19 protein-coding genes and 1 tRNA gene are annotated in these 21,566 nt (G+C 33.6%); 2 read left to right on the forward strand and 18 right to left on the reverse strand.

Annotation, left to right across the window (positions count from 1 at the left end; all coding sequences use genetic code 11):
• Positions 1-277 precede the first annotated feature (277 nt).
• Complete coding sequence (locus HH304_RS20000) at positions 278-2,059, forward strand: SLC13 family permease (RefSeq protein ID WP_169685068.1); 1,782 nt, start codon at positions 278-280, stop codon at positions 2,057-2,059.
• Positions 2,060-2,170: 111 nt separating this feature from the next.
• Positions 2,171-4,021 (forward strand): DUF885 domain-containing protein, encoded by a 1,851-nt coding sequence (locus HH304_RS20005; protein ID WP_169685069.1) that lies wholly within the window; start codon positions 2,171-2,173, stop codon positions 4,019-4,021.
• A 145-nt stretch (positions 4,022-4,166) separates the two neighbouring features.
• Here the strand turns inward: HH304_RS20005 and HH304_RS20010 are convergent, their stop codons facing one another.
• From HH304_RS20010 to HH304_RS20095, 18 genes are all read right to left on the reverse strand, one after another.
• Entirely contained in the window at positions 4,167-6,317 is a 2,151-nt protein-coding gene (locus HH304_RS20010) for a DUF3857 domain-containing protein (RefSeq protein ID WP_169685070.1), read from the reverse strand.
• Positions 6,318-6,330: 13 nt separating this feature from the next.
• The gene (locus HH304_RS20015) at positions 6,331-8,238 is read right to left on the reverse strand and encodes a transglutaminase-like domain-containing protein (RefSeq protein ID WP_169685071.1); all 1,908 of its coding nucleotides are present in this window, start codon (positions 8,236-8,238) and stop codon (positions 6,331-6,333) included.
• Positions 8,239-8,293: 55 nt separating this feature from the next.
• Positions 8,294-9,634: an MFS transporter gene (locus tag HH304_RS20020; RefSeq protein WP_169685072.1), complete on the reverse strand. Its 1,341-nt coding sequence runs from the start codon at positions 9,632-9,634 to the stop codon at positions 8,294-8,296.
• A 143-nt stretch (positions 9,635-9,777) separates the two neighbouring features.
• On the reverse strand, positions 9,778-10,239 hold the full coding sequence (locus HH304_RS20025) for an ExbD/TolR family protein (protein ID WP_169685073.1): 462 nt from the start codon (positions 10,237-10,239) through the stop codon (positions 9,778-9,780).
• Between the two features lie 10 nt (positions 10,240-10,249).
• Positions 10,250-10,795, reverse strand: a complete 546-nt coding sequence (locus HH304_RS20030; RefSeq protein ID WP_169685074.1) for an ExbD/TolR family protein — start codon at positions 10,793-10,795, stop codon at positions 10,250-10,252.
• A 150-nt stretch (positions 10,796-10,945) separates the two neighbouring features.
• Entirely contained in the window at positions 10,946-11,407 is a 462-nt protein-coding gene (locus HH304_RS20035; RefSeq protein ID WP_169685075.1) for an ExbD/TolR family protein, read from the reverse strand.
• Between the two features lie 2 nt (positions 11,408-11,409).
• On the reverse strand, positions 11,410-11,976 hold the full coding sequence (locus tag HH304_RS20040) for an ExbD/TolR family protein (RefSeq protein ID WP_169685076.1): 567 nt from the start codon (positions 11,974-11,976) through the stop codon (positions 11,410-11,412).
• A gap of 7 nt (positions 11,977-11,983) precedes the next feature.
• Positions 11,984-12,301 carry a hypothetical protein gene (locus HH304_RS20045; RefSeq protein WP_169685077.1) on the reverse strand — a complete coding sequence of 106 codons (318 nt, stop codon included), beginning with the start codon at positions 12,299-12,301 and terminating at the stop codon, positions 11,984-11,986.
• 49 nt (positions 12,302-12,350) lie between these two features.
• Positions 12,351-13,187 carry a MotA/TolQ/ExbB proton channel family protein gene (locus HH304_RS20050; protein ID WP_169685078.1) on the reverse strand — a complete coding sequence of 279 codons (837 nt, stop codon included), beginning with the start codon at positions 13,185-13,187 and terminating at the stop codon, positions 12,351-12,353.
• Between the two features lie 78 nt (positions 13,188-13,265).
• Positions 13,266-13,358, reverse strand: a tRNA-Ser gene (locus HH304_RS20055).
• 86 nt (positions 13,359-13,444) lie between these two features.
• Positions 13,445-14,524, reverse strand: coding sequence for an asparaginase (locus HH304_RS20060; protein ID WP_169685079.1), 1,080 nt, complete (start codon positions 14,522-14,524; stop codon positions 13,445-13,447).
• The gene (locus tag HH304_RS20065; RefSeq protein ID WP_271711710.1) at positions 14,521-15,321 is read right to left on the reverse strand and encodes a TatD family hydrolase; all 801 of its coding nucleotides are present in this window, start codon (positions 15,319-15,321) and stop codon (positions 14,521-14,523) included. Before HH304_RS20065 ends, HH304_RS20060 begins: the two co-directional genes overlap by 4 nt.
• Positions 15,294-16,391: a glycosyltransferase gene (locus HH304_RS20070; protein WP_169685080.1), complete on the reverse strand. Its 1,098-nt coding sequence runs from the start codon at positions 16,389-16,391 to the stop codon at positions 15,294-15,296. The genes HH304_RS20065 and HH304_RS20070 overlap by 28 nt, the downstream gene beginning before the upstream one ends.
• Positions 16,388-17,035 carry a polysaccharide deacetylase family protein gene (locus HH304_RS20075; RefSeq protein WP_169685081.1) on the reverse strand — a complete coding sequence of 216 codons (648 nt, stop codon included), beginning with the start codon at positions 17,033-17,035 and terminating at the stop codon, positions 16,388-16,390. Before HH304_RS20075 ends, HH304_RS20070 begins: the two co-directional genes overlap by 4 nt.
• Before the next feature lies 1 nt (position 17,036).
• Positions 17,037-18,263, reverse strand: coding sequence for a GAF domain-containing SpoIIE family protein phosphatase (locus tag HH304_RS20080; RefSeq protein WP_169685082.1), 1,227 nt, complete (start codon positions 18,261-18,263; stop codon positions 17,037-17,039).
• A 4-nt stretch (positions 18,264-18,267) separates the two neighbouring features.
• Complete coding sequence (locus tag HH304_RS20085; protein WP_169685083.1) at positions 18,268-19,506, reverse strand: ABC transporter permease; 1,239 nt, start codon at positions 19,504-19,506, stop codon at positions 18,268-18,270.
• 7 nt (positions 19,507-19,513) lie between these two features.
• Complete coding sequence (locus HH304_RS20090; RefSeq protein WP_271711711.1) at positions 19,514-20,686, reverse strand: glycosyltransferase; 1,173 nt, start codon at positions 20,684-20,686, stop codon at positions 19,514-19,516.
• Entirely contained in the window at positions 20,683-21,561 is an 879-nt protein-coding gene (locus tag HH304_RS20095; protein ID WP_169685085.1) for a hypothetical protein, read from the reverse strand. The genes HH304_RS20090 and HH304_RS20095 overlap by 4 nt, the downstream gene beginning before the upstream one ends.
• Positions 21,562-21,566 lie beyond the last annotated feature (5 nt).

Raw genomic sequence — 21,566 nt, forward strand, 5'->3', positions numbered from 1 at the left:
GTAGTCATTTGACGCTAACCAATACTTAAAAATCATTTATTCTTTATAGCCCAGAATATTTTACAACAACTATTTATAATAACAACATAAACGAATTAATCATATATTATAAACACAAAACCATGAATTAAATAAATAGGATCTTTTTCAATTTGCCAAATCAATAAACTTTTACGATTTTAACTTTAAGCAATTAAAAATTCCGGTTGAATAAATACCAAATACAAAAGTTCTGCATACTTTTGTTGCCTGTAAAACAAGTGTATAAACATAAATAATGATCCCAATACCCTATCAACCCTATATAGTATTTCTAGCAATAGTGTTTATGTTTATTGCGATATACAGAAACTGGCTTCGACCGGTTGTTGCTTTTGCATATACTATCATATTTTTTGTAATAACCGGAATTATAACCGCACCAACTGTCATCAAGGGATTATCTAATGATAAAATCGCTAGTATCATTTTGATTATTCTGATAACTACAGGCATAAGGAAAAACTTCAATATTGAAATAATTTTCAATAACTTATTTAAAGACGGGATTTCTTACCGAAGTTTTCTTTTCAAAATGATGTCTCAGGTTGCATTCCTGTCAAGCTTCGTTAATAACACTCCAGTAGTTGCTCTGATGACTCCGTATGTTATCAAATGGGGAAAGAAAAATAAAATCGCTCCTTCGAAATTATTGATACCGATGTCATTTTCTACCATAATGGGTGGAATGATAACCATTATAGGTACCTCCACAACTTTATTATTAATAGGGTTTCTCCAAAAAAGTAATGAACCATTACTGAGATCAACGGACCTGCTAATCATTGGACTTTCAATAACGATAATAGGTGTTATTTTCCTTACTTTTTTTTCAAATAAGCTATTGCCAAACTATAAAGATCTGGTTGACAGCTTTAAAGAAAAGCAAAGAGAGTATTTAATTGAGACCAAAGTAAAAAGAAATTCAGAATACTTAGGAAAAAGCATTGTTAAAGCCGGATTAAGAAACATGAAAGGAGTTTTCCTGGTAGAAATTATCAGAGAAAATAAAAAAATATCCCCTGTTGAACCTGAGGAAGTCATTATGAAAGAAGACATCCTCATATTTGCAGGTAACACTGAATATATAATCGATCTTGCAAAAAGTAATAACGGGTTAAAGCTTCCTCAGGATGACCTATATTCTGTTGAAGAAGAAATAGAAGTAACTGAATGTGTTGTCAGTAATTATAGCAGTATGGTAGGAAAAACTGTCAAGGAAGTTAGCTTCAGAAACAGATATGATGCAGCTGTAGTTGCTATTCACAGACAAGGTCACAAACTAAGTGGTAAAATAGGTGATATTCCATTACAGGCCGGAGATGTATTACTACTATTCAGTGGTAGTGATTTTAAAGAAAGGGTTGAATTATACCGAGATCTGTTTATCATTTCATCAACAAGAGAAACTGTTCAAAATGACAACAAAAAATTCTGGGTATTAGGAGCAATTGGGACACTAATAGCATTTTTATTAATCTGGGGTGAAATTTCTCTCTTCACATCACTTTTGATCATCTTTTCAATTTTAGTCGGGTCAAAAATGCTCACTTTACAGGATGTAAAAAGGGAACTTGACCTTAACATGGTTGCTATTTTAGTGATGAGTATTGCACTTGGAGAAGCAGTCTCAAACTCTGGTGCTGGAAATATTATGGCAAATTTTATGATTGAGTATCTAATGGACTTTGGTACATTAGCAATTCTTGCTGGTTTAATGTTAGCCTGTACAATCCTGACTAATGTAGTTTTCAATGCTGCTGCAGTTTCAGTAGCTTTTCCAATAGCCTATGAAGTAAGTCAGCAATTAGAAGTGCCTGGAATGCCTTTTTACTTGGGTATTGCATTCTCAGCTTCCTGTGCATTTTTAACTCCAATCAGTTACCAAACTCACCTAATTATTTTTGGTCCGGGAGGATATCAGTTTAAAGATTTCTTTAAGGTTGGTTTACCCGTTACTATTTTATATCTGACTATTTCCTTTTTCTTAATTATTTATCTTTATCCACAGATTATATAATTTCGAAATACAACAAACTTTTTGAGTTATTATGTTTACCCATTGTTAAAAATTAATTTCAGTGGAGATTTCATAAATCAAATTCAATCATAAATTTTAAGCATTATTATAATGAGATTTTTCAAAGAAATAACCTTTCTTTTTACAGTACTAATTATTGTAATTAGCTGTAATAATGAATCAAACGAACAGGAACTGGTTTCTTATTCCGAAGAAGAAATCAAAAAAGAATCTGAAAAGGCAAATCATTTTTTTGATTCTGTATTTGACGCCTCGGTAAACCGTAGCCCTATTTACCAAAGTTATCTGGGGATTAAAAAGGATTATGATAAGTGGGATGACATCTCTGATGAACAAACACAGAAAGAGTTAGAAATAACTAAAAAAGAGCTACAATATTTACTCGATAACATCAATCCTGATGCATTAGATAAACAAACCGGAATTAGCTATAAGCTATTTAAAGAATCAGCTGAAAATGAAATTGAAGATTTCAAGTGGCGATTCCATAATTACCCGGTAAATCAAATGTTTGGCTTACACTCTCAAGTCCCTGCTATGCTAATTAATATACATCAGGTGAGTGACTCAAGTGATGCTGCGGCATACATTTCCAGACTAGAAGGAATCAATTCATTATTTGATCAGTTAATTAAAAACCTTGAGATAAGAGAAGAAAAAGGTATAGTGCCACCAAAATTTGTCTTCACGAAGGTAATTGAAGATTGTGAGAACATAATTAAAGGTGCTCCTTTTGATACCGATCAACCGAGTACTTTGCTTAACGATATAACTAAAAAAGTTAATGCATTGAACATTTTTGATGAATCAAAATCAGCATTAATTAAAGCAGCTGAAAAGGAACTCATTGAATCTGTTCAACCTGCCTATGTTAATCTTCTTTCATTCCTAAAAGAACAGCAAGAAAGAGCTACAAACGAAGACGGAATCTGGAAATGGCCTAATGGCTCTGAATATTATAATATAGCATTAAAAAGAACAACCACAACAGACCTTACCAGTGATGAAATTCATGAAATCGGGCTTAAAGAAGTTGATCGAATTCACAGTGAGATGCGAGAAATCATGAAAAAAGTCGGATTTGAAGGTACTCTCCAGGAGTTTTTCACATTCCTTAAAACGGATGATCAGTTTTATTATGCAAACACTGATCAAGGAAAGGAAGAGTATATGGATAGTGCCAAGTCTATTATTGACAACATGGAAAGCAGACTTGATGAGTTATTTATTACAAAACCTAAAGCCAGAATTCAAGTAAAGAGAGTAGAGAAATTCAGAGAGAATTCTGCAGGTAAAGCATTTTATCAGGCACCGGCACCTGATGGATCAAGACCAGGAACTTACTATGCTAACCTGGCAAATAGTAAAAATATGCCAAAATTCGAAATGGAGGCACTAGCATACCATGAAGGAATTCCTGGTCATCATATGGACAGAACTATCGCCCAGGAACTAAGCAACATTCCAAAATTCAGAAAATTTGGCGGATATACTGCATATGTTGAAGGTTGGGGGCTATACAGTGAGTTTATTCCAAAAGAAATGGGACTATATGAAAATCCATATTCTGATTACGGTAGATTAGCTATGGAACTTTGGAGAGCATGCAGACTTGTTGTAGATACAGGTATTCATTCCAAAAAATGGACCCGTGAACAAGGTATTGAATATTACTTGACAAATACCTCAGGAAGTGAAAGAGAATGTGAAAGAATGGTTGAAAGACATATTGTTATGCCTTCTCAAGCAACTGCATATAAAATCGGAATGCTTGAAATATTACGTTTACGAGAAAAAGCTCAAACTGAACTGGGAGACAAATTCGACATTAAGGAATTCCATGAAGTAGTATTAACAAATGGTGCAGTTCCATTAAATGTACTTAGTGATTTAGTTGAAGATTATATCGCTAATGTTAAAACGAAGTTATCTAGATCTTAATAGCGAATTCCATTATTTAACTGTGAATTAGTCTATTGACTCATCTTTAATTATTCGTAAATAAGAGTAAGCTTACTCAGTTAGAAATAATTAAAACAAAAAAAGGCAGGTCTGAGACCTGCCTTTATCATTTTCCTACACTCAATTATTTCTTTTTTAGCAATATTTCCACCTGAGTGAAATCATATGCAGCATCAAGAAATTTAGTCATATCAGTCCATTTTTCCTTAGGGAAGTAGTTATCAGAATAGTACTTAGTTGTTGAAATTTTCAATTGATTTCCAGAAACTGTTGCTTCACTAACAAAACCACCTGTTTCATTTTCAACATTCTTGTTTAATTTATCAATCCCATCTACCACATATCCATCGGGAATATTCAAAGTGACATTATAGTTATATGAACGTGCATAAGGTTGATAGATGTCATAATCACGTTTTCTTTCTTCTTCAGTAAGATCAACCTGACCTTCAATAAACTTACCAATTGAAACCAGATAGTTTTTACCAACCCTTTTTATAACACCACTCAGCTCAGATTCAAAACTATATACAAATTCAGGTGCGTCATCATATCTACCTGTTTGAACTATCTTACGACTATTAGCATTTTCAACTGTAAAATCAAGATCATTATCAACTATAGTTTTTAATACATCATTAAATTCATCATCTCTTTTTTCAAGATACTCTTCTTTTACAATCAGCATCTTTTCTTTATCCTTTCGTCCTAAGTTTATAAAACTTTCTCCAACATCAAACCTGTTTTTTTCCTCATCAATGTAATCGTAATAATCCATTACATATTTTTGATAAAAATGCTTTCCTAAACCTTTTATCGATTTTTGAGTAATAATTCGGGTTTTATCTTCATTCAGATCTTCTAAAAAAATCTCACTATCTGACCTGGTATGGTTCTCATCAAAAGTCATCTTAGGCATTGTAATCTTCTCTGATTCAAGGTAATACAAATTTTCATTCATATCATAGCTATATGCTTCAACTCCCTGAAGATCTTCAGGAATAGTTGTCGGAGTCGAAAAGTTAGAAATATTACTAATATAAAATGGTCTGGAAGTGTTAACCTTTAACACATAAGACATTTCATTAAGTAAAATCAAATCATCCAAAGCTGAGATATCCCTTGGAACAGAAACTATTATTTCATGAGGGATTTTTTGAGACTTATAAAATTTTGATAGCGCAATAATATCTTTTAGATTATTTCTACTATAACTACTTGTCCCCTTTATTGTAGCTCCTTCTTCATATTGAATTTCGCTATAATATCTAAATGCATAATAAATTTCTCTGGCTTTAATATTTAAGTCTTTTTCCTTTGCTAAATTCTTTTTAGTGTACTTAATCACCTCTTTAGGAACATAGTACATCTGACCATAAAATCGCTTAAACAAATTATCCACTTCACGTTTTGAAACCTTAGATTTTAATTCTTCAGGCTTTCCTAAGAAAAACGGAAGTTCATTTGCCATAGTAGCAGAAGCATATATAACCTGCAATTTTATTGAAGCTAGTTGTCGGTTTGGAAAAAACCAGCGAATATCTTTGGCACTTTCTCGATCTTCATCAACAAGAACATACTTCTTACTATCATCATCTTCTTTACTAACAACCTTAAAATCCGGAGCACCATTTAATGTATTAAGATTGATATAACATCTCCTCATTACATCAAAAGTGATCTTTTGCTTCATTATGGGATAGTCATCATTTAACTGGAATAGCTTTGGATCAAATATGTGATATTTAACATTCTGTACCAATTCCTGTTCCTGACTGATGTAATAATCAATGATATCGCCAATCTCTAAATTTGGAATTGCTAATTTATAAATATCGAAACCTTCATTATTAAGCTCACGCTCTTGTTTAACTGCATTTTCAGTCGATATTTCAATTTCTTCGCCTGATGGCTTTATGATTTTAAACCCTTGATAAACATCGTACCTACTTCGTCCATCCCGAGAACTTCCAGGAAATGAAAACTGAGAGTACTCTTCAACAGCCGATTGATCAAGTATTTTCACCCTGTAATGAGAATAAAAATCATAATGTAAAACTCCACTTAATGCTGGTTTTCGATATGATAATGAATGTGATTTGGCAATTATAACCGCTGACTTACCAGTCCATTTCTCTGGGATTTCTGTTACTCTAAAATCAGAACTGGCTTCCTCCCACATCATTTTTTGAATTTCTGCTGCTCTTTCTTCGTTTGTTGGGAATAAATCCTTAGCCCCAATTGAGAATACAGAAATTATCAAAAAGAAAAACATTAAAAAATACAGCTTATTGAGCCGTTTGCAATATAATCTGATCATTATAAAAGTTATTTAATAATTTAATTGTCTCATTCCACTTGGTAAATTCCTTTACAGGAAGAACTGGTTTAAGTATTCTTACTTCCTTTGAATATATTATTTTACCTTTTTCTTTATGATATTTCATTTTAAATGAATAATAATCATTTTCAACGCTAATTGGTTCAGGTAAATAATTCACTTTATATCCGTTAGGAATCGAAAGTTCGCCTATTGTTTTACTATATTTTTTATCTCCAAAAGAATAGGGTATTGTCCTTTCATCATCAATCCTTCCTCCAGCAAATTCTTCATAAAAATCAAGATCAAGATATAGTTCATCACCAAAAGAATTTATATTCTTTAATAAATCCATTGTGTATGATACTTCAAATGGTTTTTCTCTATCAAAAGTAGAAAAATTACTAATTTGAAAGTGATCAACATCACCGGAACCTGAAATAATAACTTTCAATATTTTCTCAGCATCCTCACTTTCCTGATTATTTAAAAAATTCAATAAATCTTTTTTCTTTTCCCCCTCAAGAATAGTTTTACCTTCACCTGTAAGACTTTGTCCATCTAATTTATAATTCCATACTGATTTTGTGATATAGCGATCAATAGGCTCTACCTTAACTGTATCAATAATAAACTGATCTCCATCTTCAATCAACACCTGCTTACCCTGAATACGTTCTGCATTATAATTGATTTTATTAAACTTCTCTGTAGCATCTAAGAAGTATACTTCCCCTCCTATATAAGCAGCACAAATCATGTGATTATCAACTGCTAGTGTAGGCAAATCATAGGTATAGGGTATACGGTTTGTTCCAATCCAAGCTAGCCTGGCATCAATTCCTGCAATTATTAGCATCTCCCTTGTCAGATTAGCCATTCCCTTGCAATCACCATAAAGATTGTAGAAAACATCCTTTGCATTATCCGGTTTAAACCCTGCTAAACCATCCTCGAAGGCTATATATTTAATATTATCCTGAACCCAGTAATATATAGATTTCATCTTTTCTAAATCTGTAGTCTTACCTTCAGTTAATTCAGTGACTTTACTTTTCAACTGATTAACATCTCGGGATACCTGTTCTGTTAAATGATGATACCAACCATATAAATCAGACGTTGATGATAACACTTTAACATCTGCACCATTAACTTTATACGATTTAGTCAGAACCAATATATGCGGTAGAAAATGTAAATATCCGGGAGTATTTTCATACTCTGAAAAATCGTCTATCTCTTTTAAATTATAAGTATAAATTGTAGCGTCATCTTCTCTAGTAACTGTCTTCTCAATATCAAAATGATCAAAATTGAGTTCAACTAATTCAATATTTGCAAACTCAGGAACTTTAAATTTGATTGTTCTTTGCTCTACGGGAATATCGTCAGAGAAAAATATTTTTGTAAGGTATTTCGGATCGGTATATACCTTTTTAGATTTGAAATTTATTCCTCTTCCTTTAAAATCAAATTTAAAGTTGTAAGCGCAAACTTTAGCATCAGAATAGAAGATGTCACCAGACTGAACATGACCACAGTACTTCTCATAATTCACAGATTTACCCCGGTCGTTCTCAATACTATACTCCTCTATATAAGAATTATCGTTATAATAGTTCCTCTGGATGTACTCAGTCCCTGATTGAAGACTTATAAATTCCAAATTATCGACTAATGAAGCATTTAATTGATTTGTCTTATTATCAATATAAAATTCATATTCAGATGTTGATTTTAATATTACAATCTTATCATCCTCATATTTCTTTTTTAGTTCGTTAGCTCTCTTAACTAAATCATCATTTAGTTTTTGTGCATATACAAAGGTGCCAGATGCAATAAATATTGCAATAAAAAACAGCTTATTCATAATCATTAAATTCCCCTAAAAAATTAACAAAAAGCTCAACTGAATATACAATAAATCAATCTTCAGGAACTTCGCTTACTTTAAATCCTTTTGAAAGCGGAATGGTAACCAGTGTAATTAATCCAAGAATAAATAATATTGTAAGCCAAATAACTGAATTCCTCATATTTTGGGTAAACTGCTCTACAAATCCCCATCCAAAAGTCCCAATTACTATAGAAATATTAAATGTCACATCATAGAAGCTAAAGTAACCAGCGTGATCTATAGTTTTTTCAGGAATCATTTTCGCAAAAGTAGCTCTGGATAAACTTTGAATCCCTCCCATTACAAAGCCAACAAAAAATGCTACAAATATGAAATGAGTTTTTGTATAGGTATTATAGGCAGCAAAACAGATCCCTATCCACATAAAAAGCATTAATACTAAAGAAAATTTATTTCCTTTTTTCGTAGCAAGATGTGCGAAAAATATTGCACCGATAATTGCAACAAGCTGTATAATCAACACAGTTAGTATGAGAAAATCTCCATCAAATTTTAGTTCTTTTTCACCGAATGTAGCTGCCAGGTACATGGTGGTCTGTACCCCCATGTTATATAAGAAAAATGAAAGTAGAAATTTTTTCATATATGGTAAATGTTTTAAAGACCTGAAAACTTTTCTTATCTCCTTATATCCACTAGCCAAAACCTGTTTGGTGACTTTTCTATTATAAGGGTTTTCAGGAAGTCTGTTAAAACTTATCTGGGCAAATCCTGCCCACCATATACCTACCATCAAAAAACTTATTCTTACAGGAAAATCAGTGTCCTTTTCCATAAAAAACCATTCAGGATAAGAAATCATGGCAAGGTTTAAGATTAATAAAATTACAGAGCCTGCATACCCAAAAGAATATCCTCGAGCACTTACCTTATCAATTCTGTCTTCTGTTACTATCTCTGGCAAGTAGGCGTCGTAAAAAACAAGCCCGCCACTATACCCGATACCAGCCAGAATAGTAAGTATAATTCCATATTCAACATTACTCCCATCGAAAAAATATAATCCAGCACATGATATTGAACCTAAATAGGTAAAGAACTTCATGAATTGTATCTTCTTACCACTATTATCTGCAATACCTGAAAGCAAAGGCAATATTAAGGCAATAATCAGGAAACTTGCAGATAAAGCATATGAATACAAAACAGAATTTTCAATTGTTGATCCAAAAAACTGTATCTGATCCCCATTAAAGAATGACCTTGTTGAAGCGGTAAAATATATCGGAAATATTGTTGAGGTTATTACTAATGAATAAACTGAATTTGCCCAATCATAAAAAGACCAACCATTAATTATCTTTTTATCATTTAGTTTATGAGTTCTTTCTTCTAAAAATGAGTCCATAAAATTAAAAAAGTCTTTCCGCAAGATAAGGAAAGACCTCCTAATTCCTTAAAATGAATCTTATTTTGTTAAAAATTTAAATATCAAAATTTAGCAACTTCCCGGAAAAGATTAAACTTTTACCGGAAAGTATCACACACTAATTATTCTTCTTCTACAAATTGAGGAGTATTGTACATGATTTTTAATGCATTTGCTTCTCTTAATTCCTGCTGTACATCTGAAACTAGTCCCATTTTAGTTTCTCTATCTACTTTTAATGAAACCGTCATTGCATTTTTATCAACTTCATCTAATTTATCACGCTCCTGTGTAACCCAAAGTACTAGTTCATCCATTCGCACAAAAGCATCATTAGCTTGAACCAAAGGTTCTTCACCATATTTTGATTCCTTTGGTTTTCCAATGTATAAATGAGATACTAATGACTTTCGCTCTAGTTTTGTGATGTCTTTTGCCGTTGGAAGTTTCTGATCTACCAATACATTATCTTGCCTGATTACTGTTGTTACCATGAAAAAGAACAACAACATAAAAATTATGTCAGGTAATGCTGCAGTAGGAATTTCCTGACTTGCTTTATTTCTTTTTCTAAACTTAGACATAACTACCTCTTTATTTTGATGGTTCTGCGATTGATATTCTCATTGGAAATGCCTCCTTAGCTCTATCTATTTTCTTTGCACTTTCAGGATCCTTTTGATCAAGGTTTAAATATTCTTCTGTTGAAATCCCTAATAAATCTGCTCTTGATTTATAAAAGGCTCCCTGAACACGATCAAGTATTTGAATGTATAAGTCATAGCTTGTTCCCCTATTACATTTAAGAGAAACTATTCCTTTTTGAGGACTATCAGATAAATCAGGGTCTGCTCCATTATTATTTATGAATTCATATACCAAATCATTAAGTTCTTCTGGATTTGAAAGCACATCACCTTCAACAAATAGTTGATCACCGGAATTCAATAGAATCTTAAAAAGATTACGATCTGGTATAGGAGCATCTTCTATTTCTTCAACAACCTTGGGAGGTAATTTTAATTGCAATCCTTTATCCGCATTTATCTGGGTTGTTACAAGGAAAAATATTAATAATAAAAATGCGATATCAGCCATAGAACCCGCATTTACTTCTTGTTGCATTCGTTTTCTAGCCATATTTTATCAACAATTAAGTTTATAGTTATTTAACTAAGACTTAAGTTAATAAAACAAATTAAATATAACTAATCTATTAGTTATTTAAGATAAAAAAAACCTCCCTGCTGTTGCAGAGAGGCTGAATATATTTTGCACATTTAGGGGAAATCAGTTCTCCTTCACTAACTGAGGAGTATTGTACATAATCTTCAAAGCATTTGCTTCACGAAGCTCTTGTTGTACATCTGATACGATACCCATTTTTGTTTCTTTATCAACTTTTAAAGAAACAGTCATTTGATTTTTATCAACTTCATCAAGCTTATCTCTTTCCTGAGTTACCCAGAGAATAAGCTCATCCATTCTAATGAAGGCATCATTAGCCTGAACCAATGGCTCACTGCCATATTTACCTTCTTTTGGCTTACCAACGTATAAATAAGACACCAAAGACTTTCTTTCCAGCTTAGTGATATCTTCAGCAGCCGGAAGTTTCTGCTCAACCAAAATCTCATCTTCTCTAATAACCGTTGTTACCATGAAGAAGAATAAAAGCATAAAGATAATATCTGGCAAAGCAGCCGTTGGAATCTCCTGACTCGATTGACTTTTCTTTTTAAACTTTGACATTATTACCCTCCTATTTTATTTGGTTCAGCAATAGATATTCTCATTGGATAAGCTTCTTTAGCTCTATCCAACATCTTATCTTGTTCAGGTTTTTTCGGATCAAGACCAAGATATTGCTCAGCATTGATTCCTAAAACCTCACCCCTGGCCTTGTAGTAAGCACCCTGAGCGTTGTCTAGTACCTGAATAAATAACTCATAACTTGTTCCACGGTCAGCCTTGATAGATACTACAGCATCTTGAGGGCTATCAGACATTGTTTTGTCTTTACCGTTGTTAGTTATAAATTCATGCACCATATCTCTAAGCAGATAAGGGTCAGTCAATGGCTCGTCCTCAACCAACAACATATCATTGGAGTTTATCAAAATCTTAAAGATATTTCTATCCTTCATTTTGATATCCGGTGGTGGTTGCGTCGGATCAATTGGCGGTGGCAGTTTTATCTGCAGACCTTTATCTGAGTTTATCTGAGTAGTAACAAGGAAGAAGATTAGCAAAAGGAAGGCGATATCCGCCATTGACCCTGCATTTACTTCCTGATTACCTCTGTTTTTACTTCTAGCCATAAATTAATTATCTAACTAATTTAGCAATCATAGATACGAAAATACCTACTAGTCCGCCAACGATAAGAATATAAGTCATAATCAATAACGCACTAACAGACTTTGAAACTCCTGCAGTTAAGCCAGGAAACTTTGCATAGGCAGTTGGTTCCGAGATGCTATATCCAATAAAGAATAAGATAACTAGCCCTAGGATACCCATACCTACTTTTAACAAAGATTTTGGGTCACTCAATGAGTTGATTAAAGGAAGAACAATTACAGCAACTGTTGCAATTCCAATCAACGCATATGAAAAGTATATTAAAATATCAGTTAATTCCATAATCAATTGTTTACTGTGTTATAATATCTAAAGGAGACTAAGATAATTATTACTTAGTCAATTGATGCTTAACAAGAAGGTCAACTAGAGAGATTGATGCATCTTCCATTTGGTTAACCAAAGAGTCAATCTTAGACACACAGTAGTTGTAGAATAACTGAAGGATTACAGCAACGATCAAACCAGCAACTGTTGTTAATAGTGCTTGCTTAATACCACGAGCAACTAGAGATGGCTGGATATCACCTGCAGCTTCAATTGAGTCGAATGCGTCAATCATACCAATTACAGTACCCATGAAACCAAGCATTGGAGCAAGAGCAATGAAAAGAGAGATCCATACAAGACCTTTTTCTAATTTACCCATTTCAACTGATCCGTAAGCGATAATTGATTTTTCAACCATATCAACACCTTCAGAGTATCTCATTAAACCTTGAGTGAAGATAGAAGCAACAGGTCCTCTTGTATTACGAGTAACTTCTTTAGCAGCTTCTACACCACCTTGCTGAAGAGCATCTTCAACATTTGCTAATAATTTTTTAGTGTTTGTAGTTGCAAGATTAAGAGTGATGATACGCTCAATTGAGATCGCAAGACCAACAATCAAACAGATCAATACTACAGTCATGAAACCTACACCACCTTCGATGAATTTTTCTTTAATTACCTGGTGGTAATCAGAAGCACCTTCAGATTCAACTTCTACTACATCCTCAGTAGCAGCAGGCTCTTCCTCTACCGGAGCCATTTCCTCAACAGCTTCTTCAGCAGCAGCCTCTACAGAATCAGCAGCAGCATCCATATCGTCTTGCGCGAAAACTACTGATGAAGAACCAAAGTTTAAAACCCCAGCTAGTGCAAATAAAGTAAGTAACTTTTTCATAATTCAGTTTTTAAAATAATCTGTTTACTCAGTTAAGTGTTAAATTTATACTTTTAAATAAACTATACAAAAATATTGTGGCGGAGAGAGAGGGATTCGAACCCTCGGTACCGGTTTTGCCAGTACACCCGCTTTCCAGGCGAGCACCTTCAGCCACTCGGTCACCTCTCCAAATTAATCCGTAATATACTTTTTTCCAATTTAGCAGCACAAATAAATCAATTAAAACGCCTTTTTGCAAGTTAATGAATGCTTTTTTAAGTGGTCGCTAACGTTATTTCTCCGGCAATATTTTGTTTTAAGTGTCGTTTTACTTCGTTTGTGTCTGATAGTGAACCTAATAGAAACATTAACTTGGTTACTGCTGCCTCTAATGTTATATCATCACCAGAGATAACTCCCATTTCCTGAAGACGCTTACTAGTTGCATATCTTCCTTGAATAACTCGCCCTCCGATACATTGAGATACATTGTATATAATTATTCCTTTATCGAGTGCCTCTTGTAAAGCATTAACAAACCATTTGCGGGTAGTCGCATTTCCGGAACCATAACTTTGCATTACTATACCTCTCAATCCCTTCATTGAGGTAATAGCTTTTACATATTCTTCTGTCATCCCTGGAAACAATGGCATAACTGCCACACTACGATCAAATTTATTCTTAAAATTGAGCTTTTTATTTGGCGAATATTCCTGTAAAGCATTTCTATTAAACTCTATGGTAATACCCGCCTCTGCTAATTTAGGATAGTTTTCTGATTTAAATGCTCCAAATTGAGAACTTCTAATCTTTTTAGATCTGTTTCCTCTTATTAATATTGAATTAAATAGTATACAAACCTCTGCAACGATTGGATTACCATTTTCATCTTTTGCTGATGCCATTTCAAGACTTGTTAGAAAATTCTCTCTGGCATCAGACCTCATTACTCCAATTGGTAATTGAGATCCTGTAAAAATTACTGGTTTGTTCAAACCATCAAGCATAAAACTTAATGCTGATGCTGAATACGCCATTGTATCTGTACCATGGATTACAACAAAGCCATCATACTGTTCATAATTTTCATCGATAATATAGCCTATATCCTGCCAATGGGTTGGTGACACATCTGATGAATCAATTGGTTTAGGAAAAGAAATAACCGTCAATTTCAAATTGTAATTACGAATATCAGGGAGTTTTTCAAATATTTTCCCGAAATTAAATGGAGACAGTGACCCATCAGCATCTTTCTCCATACCCAATGTACCTCCTGTATATATTATTAACAGATTAGCAATTGGTGGCTGCGGTAAAGCCGTATTTATATTAACTATTTTATAATTCATTGGTCGAGGTTAAATAGTTTAAGTGCATTTTCGGTTGTGTAGATTTTTATTTCTTTTAAAGAAACTCCCATTAAATCAGCCACTCTCTCTGCAATTAAATCTGTATAAGAAGGTTCGTTTCGTTTGCCCCGGTAAGGAACCGGCGCAAGATATGGTGAATCAGTTTCGAGAACTATCTTCTTAATATCCATATCTGGTATTATTTTATCCATCCCCCCATTTTTAAAGGTAGCCACTCCCCCAATTCCCACAAGAAAATCTAAATCTATTATTCTCTTATACTGTTCAGTATTTCCTGTGAAACAATGAAATACTCCCGTAAGGTTCGGATTTAATTTCTTTTGTTCTTCAATAATTTCTATTGTTTCATCAATAGAATCTCTGCAATGCAAAACTATTGGGAGATCATGCTTGACAGCAAGCTCAACCTGAGCAATTAACGCAGCCTTTTGCTCTTCAAACAAACTCTTATCCCAATAAAGATCTGTACCAATTTCACCAACTGCAATAAATCTTTCATCCTTATCTAACCAATCAGATACTAATTGAACTTGTTTTTCCCAGTCTTTGGTAACCGAACATGGATGTATACCTATCATAGGATAACAGAAACCTTGATTTGCATCAACTACTTCAAGCATTTCATCAATGCTCGTTTCATCAATATTAGGAAGCAAGATCTTAGTTAATCCTGTTGATTTTGCTCTTTCAATAGTCTCCTGGATATCCTCTTCAAACTTTTTGCCGTACAAATGTGCGTGCGTATCGATCATTTCTTTACTTTTCTTCCTTTCCATTTAGGGTGTTTACCCATCACCCATTTTGCAAGAACAGTAAAATTCAAGATTATTGAATAGAAATCAAACAATATAAGCGCCGAAATATATCTGAAAAATGCAATTTTATTAAATGAAGCTGGTAAACTACAATTATAAAGTACTCTAAGTACAATTCTTCCTGAAAACCAAATTATTGCCTCGGTATGAAATCCAATTAACATTAGAATAGAAAAAAGAATTAACCATAAAGATTCAAACAAATAAAATACAAGCCAATAAGGAGCTTCATTCACCCCTCCTAACCACCATCTGAATCTTTGAGAGACTAATTCAACCCAAGAATTTTTAGGCTTTGTAACTGCAATCACCTCGTTATTTGCTACAACTCCTCCACGAGCTTCTGTCGTATTTAAGACTTTGTAAAAAATAGCTGCATCTTCTGTAAATGACCCATGACATGCTGCATAACCTCCACTTTCATGATAAAACCTCGATGGAATAGCCATGTTATTGCCATTTCCAGTTACAGGAATACCTAGCCCTTGTACTGAAATAACTCTACCCAAGGCCATAATCCAGTCTATTCGTTGAAAAAAACTAATCAAAGTATTACCAACAGGCAATGTAGGTGCAATTACAACCTCTTGTTTTCTAAAAACATTTGATGTCATTTCTTTTACCCAGCCTGGAGGTAAAATACAATCAGCATCAGTAAATAAGTAAACCTCACCTTTTGCTTCATTTGCCAACCGATTTAATCCTTGGGCTTTATTATTTAAATATGGAAGCTCCGGGTAATCTCCTTTGAAAATACGAATTGAATTATGATTTTGATATTTTTCAAGTATACTATGGGTCCGGTCCGTACTGCTATCGTCACATATAAGAATTTCTATTTTTTCAGATGGGTAATCCTGCGATAATAAAGACTCAATGCAATCAGCTATTACATCTTCCTCATTTCGTGCCATTATAAGGACAGAGCAAAATGGTGTATATTCTATTTGTGCTTTTTTAAATCTAAACAATAGAAATATAAACCAGATAATTATATCAATAGAAAGTATTGAAGCAATTAAATATATCATCTAACAGGTTTAATAAGCTTAAACTGATAACCTGAATTTAAACAATGATTTATAAATGGCTCTAATGTAGCTTTCATAGACACTTCAGCCTTGATTGAATCATGAAATACGACTATAGAACCCGGTGAAAGATGCTTTTTTAATTTTTTCAATATGTTATCGGGTTCCAATGAGGGAGAAAAATCACCACTTAATAGAGACCATAAAACCACCTCATAACCATCATCGATAATATGTCGTAATTGCCTTCTTCTCAACCTTCCATATGGCGGACGAAATAATAGGTTATCTCCATAACCTTGAGACTCTATGATTTCCCGGCATTTAGTTATATTATCATAATATTCCTGATCGCTTTGTTGAAATCCATTTTTATGATAGAAGGTATGATTACCTATGAGGTGTCCGTGATCTATTACTTGTCTGAAAATATCAGGATGCTTCCTAACATTATCGCCAACCATGAAGAAAGTAGCTTTAATATTGTATCGATTAAGAACATCTAATACCCACGGGGTTATTTCCGGTATGGGACCATCATCAAAAGTCAGGTATACATCCTTATTTTCCGTATCAACTTGCCAAAGACTACCAGGATATACTTTCCTGACCCAGTTTGGCATATGATGAAGGAATGCTGGCATTTTAATTGATTTTAATACTTAATAAAGTAATATCATCAGGAAAGCGTTGCTTTCCACGAAATTCATCCAGTTTATTTATTAATATACCATGTGCAACTTCGGGAGAATAGCTCTTATTTGTTGCCATAATATCTATTACTCTTTCCGACCCCATTTCTTCATCTGAATCATTTCTGGCCTCAACTAATCCATCAGTATAGGCAAATAAGTATGAACCTTTTATTGATTCGATTATACCATGATCTAGGAAAGGTAAAGGATGAAAAGCACCCAGTAATGTAGTTCCTTTATCTAATGACAAAACTTTACCATCAGGACAAAATAACATTGGTGGATTATGACCACAGTTTACATAAGTTAATTCATCCTTTTTCAGATCAATAAGCCCAATGAAAAAGGTAATAAAATTTTGTCCGTTTGCACTTTCAAACACATGAAAATTCAGATCGTTGATAATCTCTTCAAGATCGGTAGTTCTTCGAACAAGTGTCCTTAATGCTGCCTGAAAATTTGACATTAATAATGCTGCAGGCACACCCTTCCCGCTAACATCTGCTATACAAAAAATGAATTTATTATTATCTGCAAGAGGCATGTAATCATAATAATCACCGCCAACATTTTGATGAGGCAAATAAAATGCATTCATCACTACTTGATCATCATTCCTAAGTTCATCAGGAAACAAATAGTGCTGAACATCCCTGGCAATTTCAAGTTCCCTCTTCATTGCCTGTCTTTTTAATTCTTTCCTTGCAAGTTTTTTATTTTCAATTGCAACCAACAACAGATTAGCCAAAGTCTGGGTAAAGCTAAAAACTCCTTCACTTTTATCTCCTACGACTCCGTCGGTAGAATCTTTAATGTATAAAAGGGCTAATAAATTTTCTTTATGTTTAACTGGTATCACCCAGTTAAATTGCCCGAAAAAATCTGTTCTTTCTGTATTTATAAATGTTGGTGAAACTAGATTTACATGTTTCAAAGGAGGTTCAACACCGCTTACAGGCGGGTTAACACCAAAAGAAGATTTAATACTCCAGACATAATCATTAACGAATAATGCCAGACCAGAAAATCTAAGATTAACTCTAAGGGTAAATTCAAAAATTTTATAAAGTGACTTTTCCGGTAAATTTTCATTTATAGCCTGAGTAACTTCAAGGAGAGCCTGTATTTGAAGTTCTTTTAGGTCGTATTCACTTTTTAATTTTTCCAGATCAGTCATAAAATCATTTTAGAAGAGCTTTAGGGTCCAACGCATCTCTAAGTCCATTACCAAGAAGATTAAAAGCCAATACCAATAATGAAATGGCAATTCCCGGTAATACAATCATGTGCCATGAGTTTGGTGTACCAATAGAATCAAAACCTTCACTAATCATAATACCCCATGATGGTGTTGGTGGCTGAACACTTAACCCCAGGAAACTCAAGCCTGCTTCAAGGATAATTGCTGCTGCAAAATTTGATGTTGCCAGTACAACTAATGACCCTACCAGGTTTGGCAGAATATGCTTGAAAATAATTCTTCTGTTTTTATAACCAAAGGCTTTTGCTGCCTCCACAAATTGCTTTTCTTTCAATACTTTAAATTGACCTCTGACTACACGTGCTACCTCAACCCACATTGTCAAACCAACTGCCAGAAATGCAACCATCACACCTTTATTCTGTAATCCCATACTTATAGCAATTACAAGCATGATACCTGGTATTGACCAGATAACCGAGAATAACCAGACAATAAAGCTATCTACCTTCCCACCAAAATATCCGGCAACTGCGCCTAAAAATACTCCTAATGTCAAGGATATCAATACAGCTAAAAATCCAATCCCTAAAGATATTCTTGTACCGTAAAGTAAACGTGAAAGCATATCTCTACCAGAGGCATCAGTTCCTAACCAGTATGTTCTGGATTCTATTAATTCGTTTTCGATTTTATCCAGTACTTCAGCACGGCTTATCTCGTGCACTTCATTATTAAGATCTACATACTTAATTGGGTCTGTAGAATAGTCAACATTCGATTCACCCGGTAATTTATCGCTATCTCCAATATAAACAGGAGCAATTACATCAATTAATGAATACCTTGATTCTTGCATTGAATCTCCAAAAGGAGAGATCACAATTTCATTTCCTTCAATTCTATACTCTTGTAATGGAACAATCCTATACTCACTTTCTTGCCCATAATATATACTCTTAAAAAACCCTACTTTCTCAACTTCGTGGTTTTTATGAACATTCAATAGATCTACGGTAAAGAAAGGGAGCTGCTTCTTAATTTGAGGTGACCCCTGATTTGTCTGCGGTGTATTATCAGGAATAATAAGATATCCCAATAATGTAATCATTACAGCTATAAATATTATCACTACACCAAACATTGCAAGCCCATTGGACTTCAGATTTAAAAATGCATAGTAATATGGTGTATGATGTAAATTAAATTTGTCTGTCATTTCCTGTTTAAATTTGAGATCCCGGCTTTTCAATTCCCCAAATACCGGAATGATCAGCTTTTCTATCCTTCCACTCGAACCCTCTGAATAAGGACAAAGTACCAAAAAAAACTGAATATAACGGATAAATTACCGCCAGCAAAAATACTCTATTAACGTGAAAAGATTTTCCGAAGAAAGAAAAGACCTTCCTTAAAAAGACCAATTCACAAATAGTTTTAAGCATTATAGGCAAAAGTACAATAAGTGATTTATAAAAGACAAAATTTGATACCAATAATATTATACTGATCAACAGGAAAACATACATCATAAATATCAGTCCTCCTGATAGTTTAATATTTACAGGCTGTGAACCTGCCTTCCATTTCCCTGACCATCTTATACGCTGATGATATAAATCAGTCCAATTATCAACAGGATCGGTCTGAACCACAGCCTTCCTGTCATGGCAATATTTTATACTTTCAGCTCCGTGTAGTTTTAATATTGATTGCAACAAAAATATATCATCTCCACTTACCTGATCCATATTCATCCCGTCATCAATAGCCTGAAAGTAGTCTTTCCTCCTGAACATAAGATTAGCTGCGTTACACATAATCGGTTGTCCACCTCCAATGGTAGACATAGTAACACCCTGCAAGGCTGCAAACTCATAGGTTTGAAATAGTCTTAAAATCCCGCTTTTACTTCTAATCCAAACAGGCCCCACCAAAAGAGCTGTTTTCGGATCTTCGCAAAAAGCTTTTAACATTGCATCAATCCAGTATTCACCAAAAGTACAGTCAGCATCAGTAGTTAAAATTAATGCGTCAGAATCAGCTAATTCGATTGCCTTTCTTATTGCTGCTTTTTTCCCAAATGTATCAGATAAGCTTAATAATATAGATTTGTTATCAGTACTATTTATCCAATCTTCACAAATCTGCAAGCTTTGATCTTCGGAATGATCATTTACCAAAATGATATTAAAATCAAATTCATTAAAGGCTAACCGGTCAATACTTTTCAGTAATGCCGGAAGTTTTTGTTCTTCATTCCTGAACGGAACTACTACATATACCTTATGTAATGATTTTACTTCAGGGTCAGATTCTCTTACAACTATATACTTTAATGAAGAAAGTAAATACAAACTATAAAGTATAGTCAGGAAACAAAATATCAGGTAGATCATTGTTTCCATTTCAAAATATTAACTTTATAAATCCAGAAACCAATTGAAGTAAGGATATTATTAACAAACCAAACGATAAAAACTGCAGTTGTAACTAGCATAATTTCGCCGTGCCCAACATCGAAAATATATAAAGCACCAACTTCCCTGACGCCAACCTCTCCAATCCAATGAAACACGGGAATTACAGAGCGTAAAAACAAAACAAGACTCATTCCACTGATTATTTCAAATGAACTATATGACAATCCAAAGGCTTTAAACGCTAATACAAACTGAACAAGCAATATTAGAAATTTGCAGGCGTGCAATACAGAAATCTCAAAAAATGATTTGGATAAAAGCATGTCTTTATCCAGCCTCCTTATAAAAAGAAAAACAAGGATAGAGATTAAGCCAAATATTGAGATAAACACCAAATTATATTCCAACAAAATGGGGAATTTTTCAAATCCATAAAACCCCATTCCTAAAACCCCAAACATACCAGATACTAATCCGGCACTATATTTTAAGGTAGTCCATGAAGCAAGGTTTTTCCGGGCATTAATACCTTCGGGAAGGTATTGCTGTCTGCCTATCATTTCTCCTGGAGAAGCCATTATGAATCGAAGAAGTAGTCCATTCATAGTGCTCAAAATGGATTGCCTCCATGATAAATCCAATAAAGTTTTTAATCTGGCTGATTCAATCCCCCATGAAAATGGTGCTAATAAAAATAAAACAATCAGGTAATATCCTTTGGATAAAATAATATCTGATTCCAATATTTTTATTTCAACAAGTTTATAATATGCAGCAAGACCAATGGCTACCAAAGAAAGGATATTAATTATCCTATGGAATTGTTTAGATCGCAAAAAGGTAAAGCTCATAAGAA

This window comes from Marinigracilibium pacificum, from assembly GCF_012926615.1.
Lineage (GTDB): Bacteria > Bacteroidota > Bacteroidia > Cytophagales > Cyclobacteriaceae > Mangrovivirga > Mangrovivirga pacifica.

Excerpts from the sequence above, each read along its gene's own strand:
- HH304_RS20025 (WP_169685073.1), bottom strand. The coding sequence starts at position 10,239 with ATGTCTAAGTTTAGAAAAAGAAATAAAGCAAGTCAGGAAATTCCTACT.
- HH304_RS20065 (WP_271711710.1), bottom strand. The coding sequence starts at position 15,321 with ATGGAAAGGAAGAAAAGTAAAGAAATGATCGATACGCACGCACATTTG.
- HH304_RS20070 (WP_169685080.1), bottom strand. The coding sequence starts at position 16,391 with ATGATATATTTAATTGCTTCAATACTTTCTATTGATATAATTATCTGG.
- HH304_RS20080 (WP_169685082.1), bottom strand. The coding sequence starts at position 18,263 with ATGACTGATCTGGAAAAATTAAAAAGTGAATACGACCTAAAAGAACTT.
- HH304_RS20090 (WP_271711711.1), bottom strand. The coding sequence starts at position 20,686 with ATGATCTACCTGATATTTTGTTTCCTGACTATACTTTATAGTTTGTAT.
- HH304_RS20035 (WP_169685075.1), bottom strand. The coding sequence starts at position 11,407 with ATGTCAAAGTTTAAAAAGAAAAGTCAATCGAGTCAGGAGATTCCAACG.
- HH304_RS20045 (WP_169685077.1), bottom strand. The coding sequence starts at position 12,301 with ATGGAATTAACTGATATTTTAATATACTTTTCATATGCGTTGATTGGA.
- HH304_RS20015 (WP_169685071.1), bottom strand. The coding sequence starts at position 8,238 with ATGAATAAGCTGTTTTTTATTGCAATATTTATTGCATCTGGCACCTTT.
- HH304_RS20030 (WP_169685074.1), bottom strand. The coding sequence starts at position 10,795 with ATGGCTAGAAAACGAATGCAACAAGAAGTAAATGCGGGTTCTATGGCT.
- HH304_RS20005 (WP_169685069.1), top strand. The coding sequence starts at position 2,171 with ATGAGATTTTTCAAAGAAATAACCTTTCTTTTTACAGTACTAATTATT.
- HH304_RS20095 (WP_169685085.1), bottom strand. The coding sequence starts at position 21,561 with ATGAGCTTTACCTTTTTGCGATCTAAACAATTCCATAGGATAATTAAT.
- HH304_RS20010 (WP_169685070.1), bottom strand. The coding sequence starts at position 6,317 with ATGTTTTTCTTTTTGATAATTTCTGTATTCTCAATTGGGGCTAAGGAT.
- HH304_RS20050 (WP_169685078.1), bottom strand. The coding sequence starts at position 13,187 with ATGAAAAAGTTACTTACTTTATTTGCACTAGCTGGGGTTTTAAACTTT.
- HH304_RS20020 (WP_169685072.1), bottom strand. The coding sequence starts at position 9,634 with ATGGACTCATTTTTAGAAGAAAGAACTCATAAACTAAATGATAAAAAG.
- HH304_RS20075 (WP_169685081.1), bottom strand. The coding sequence starts at position 17,035 with ATGCCAGCATTCCTTCATCATATGCCAAACTGGGTCAGGAAAGTATAT.
- HH304_RS20040 (WP_169685076.1), bottom strand. The coding sequence starts at position 11,976 with ATGGCTAGAAGTAAAAACAGAGGTAATCAGGAAGTAAATGCAGGGTCA.
- HH304_RS20085 (WP_169685083.1), bottom strand. The coding sequence starts at position 19,506 with ATGACAGACAAATTTAATTTACATCATACACCATATTACTATGCATTT.
- HH304_RS20000 (WP_169685068.1), top strand. The coding sequence starts at position 278 with ATGATCCCAATACCCTATCAACCCTATATAGTATTTCTAGCAATAGTG.
- HH304_RS20060 (WP_169685079.1), bottom strand. The coding sequence starts at position 14,524 with ATGAATTATAAAATAGTTAATATAAATACGGCTTTACCGCAGCCACCA.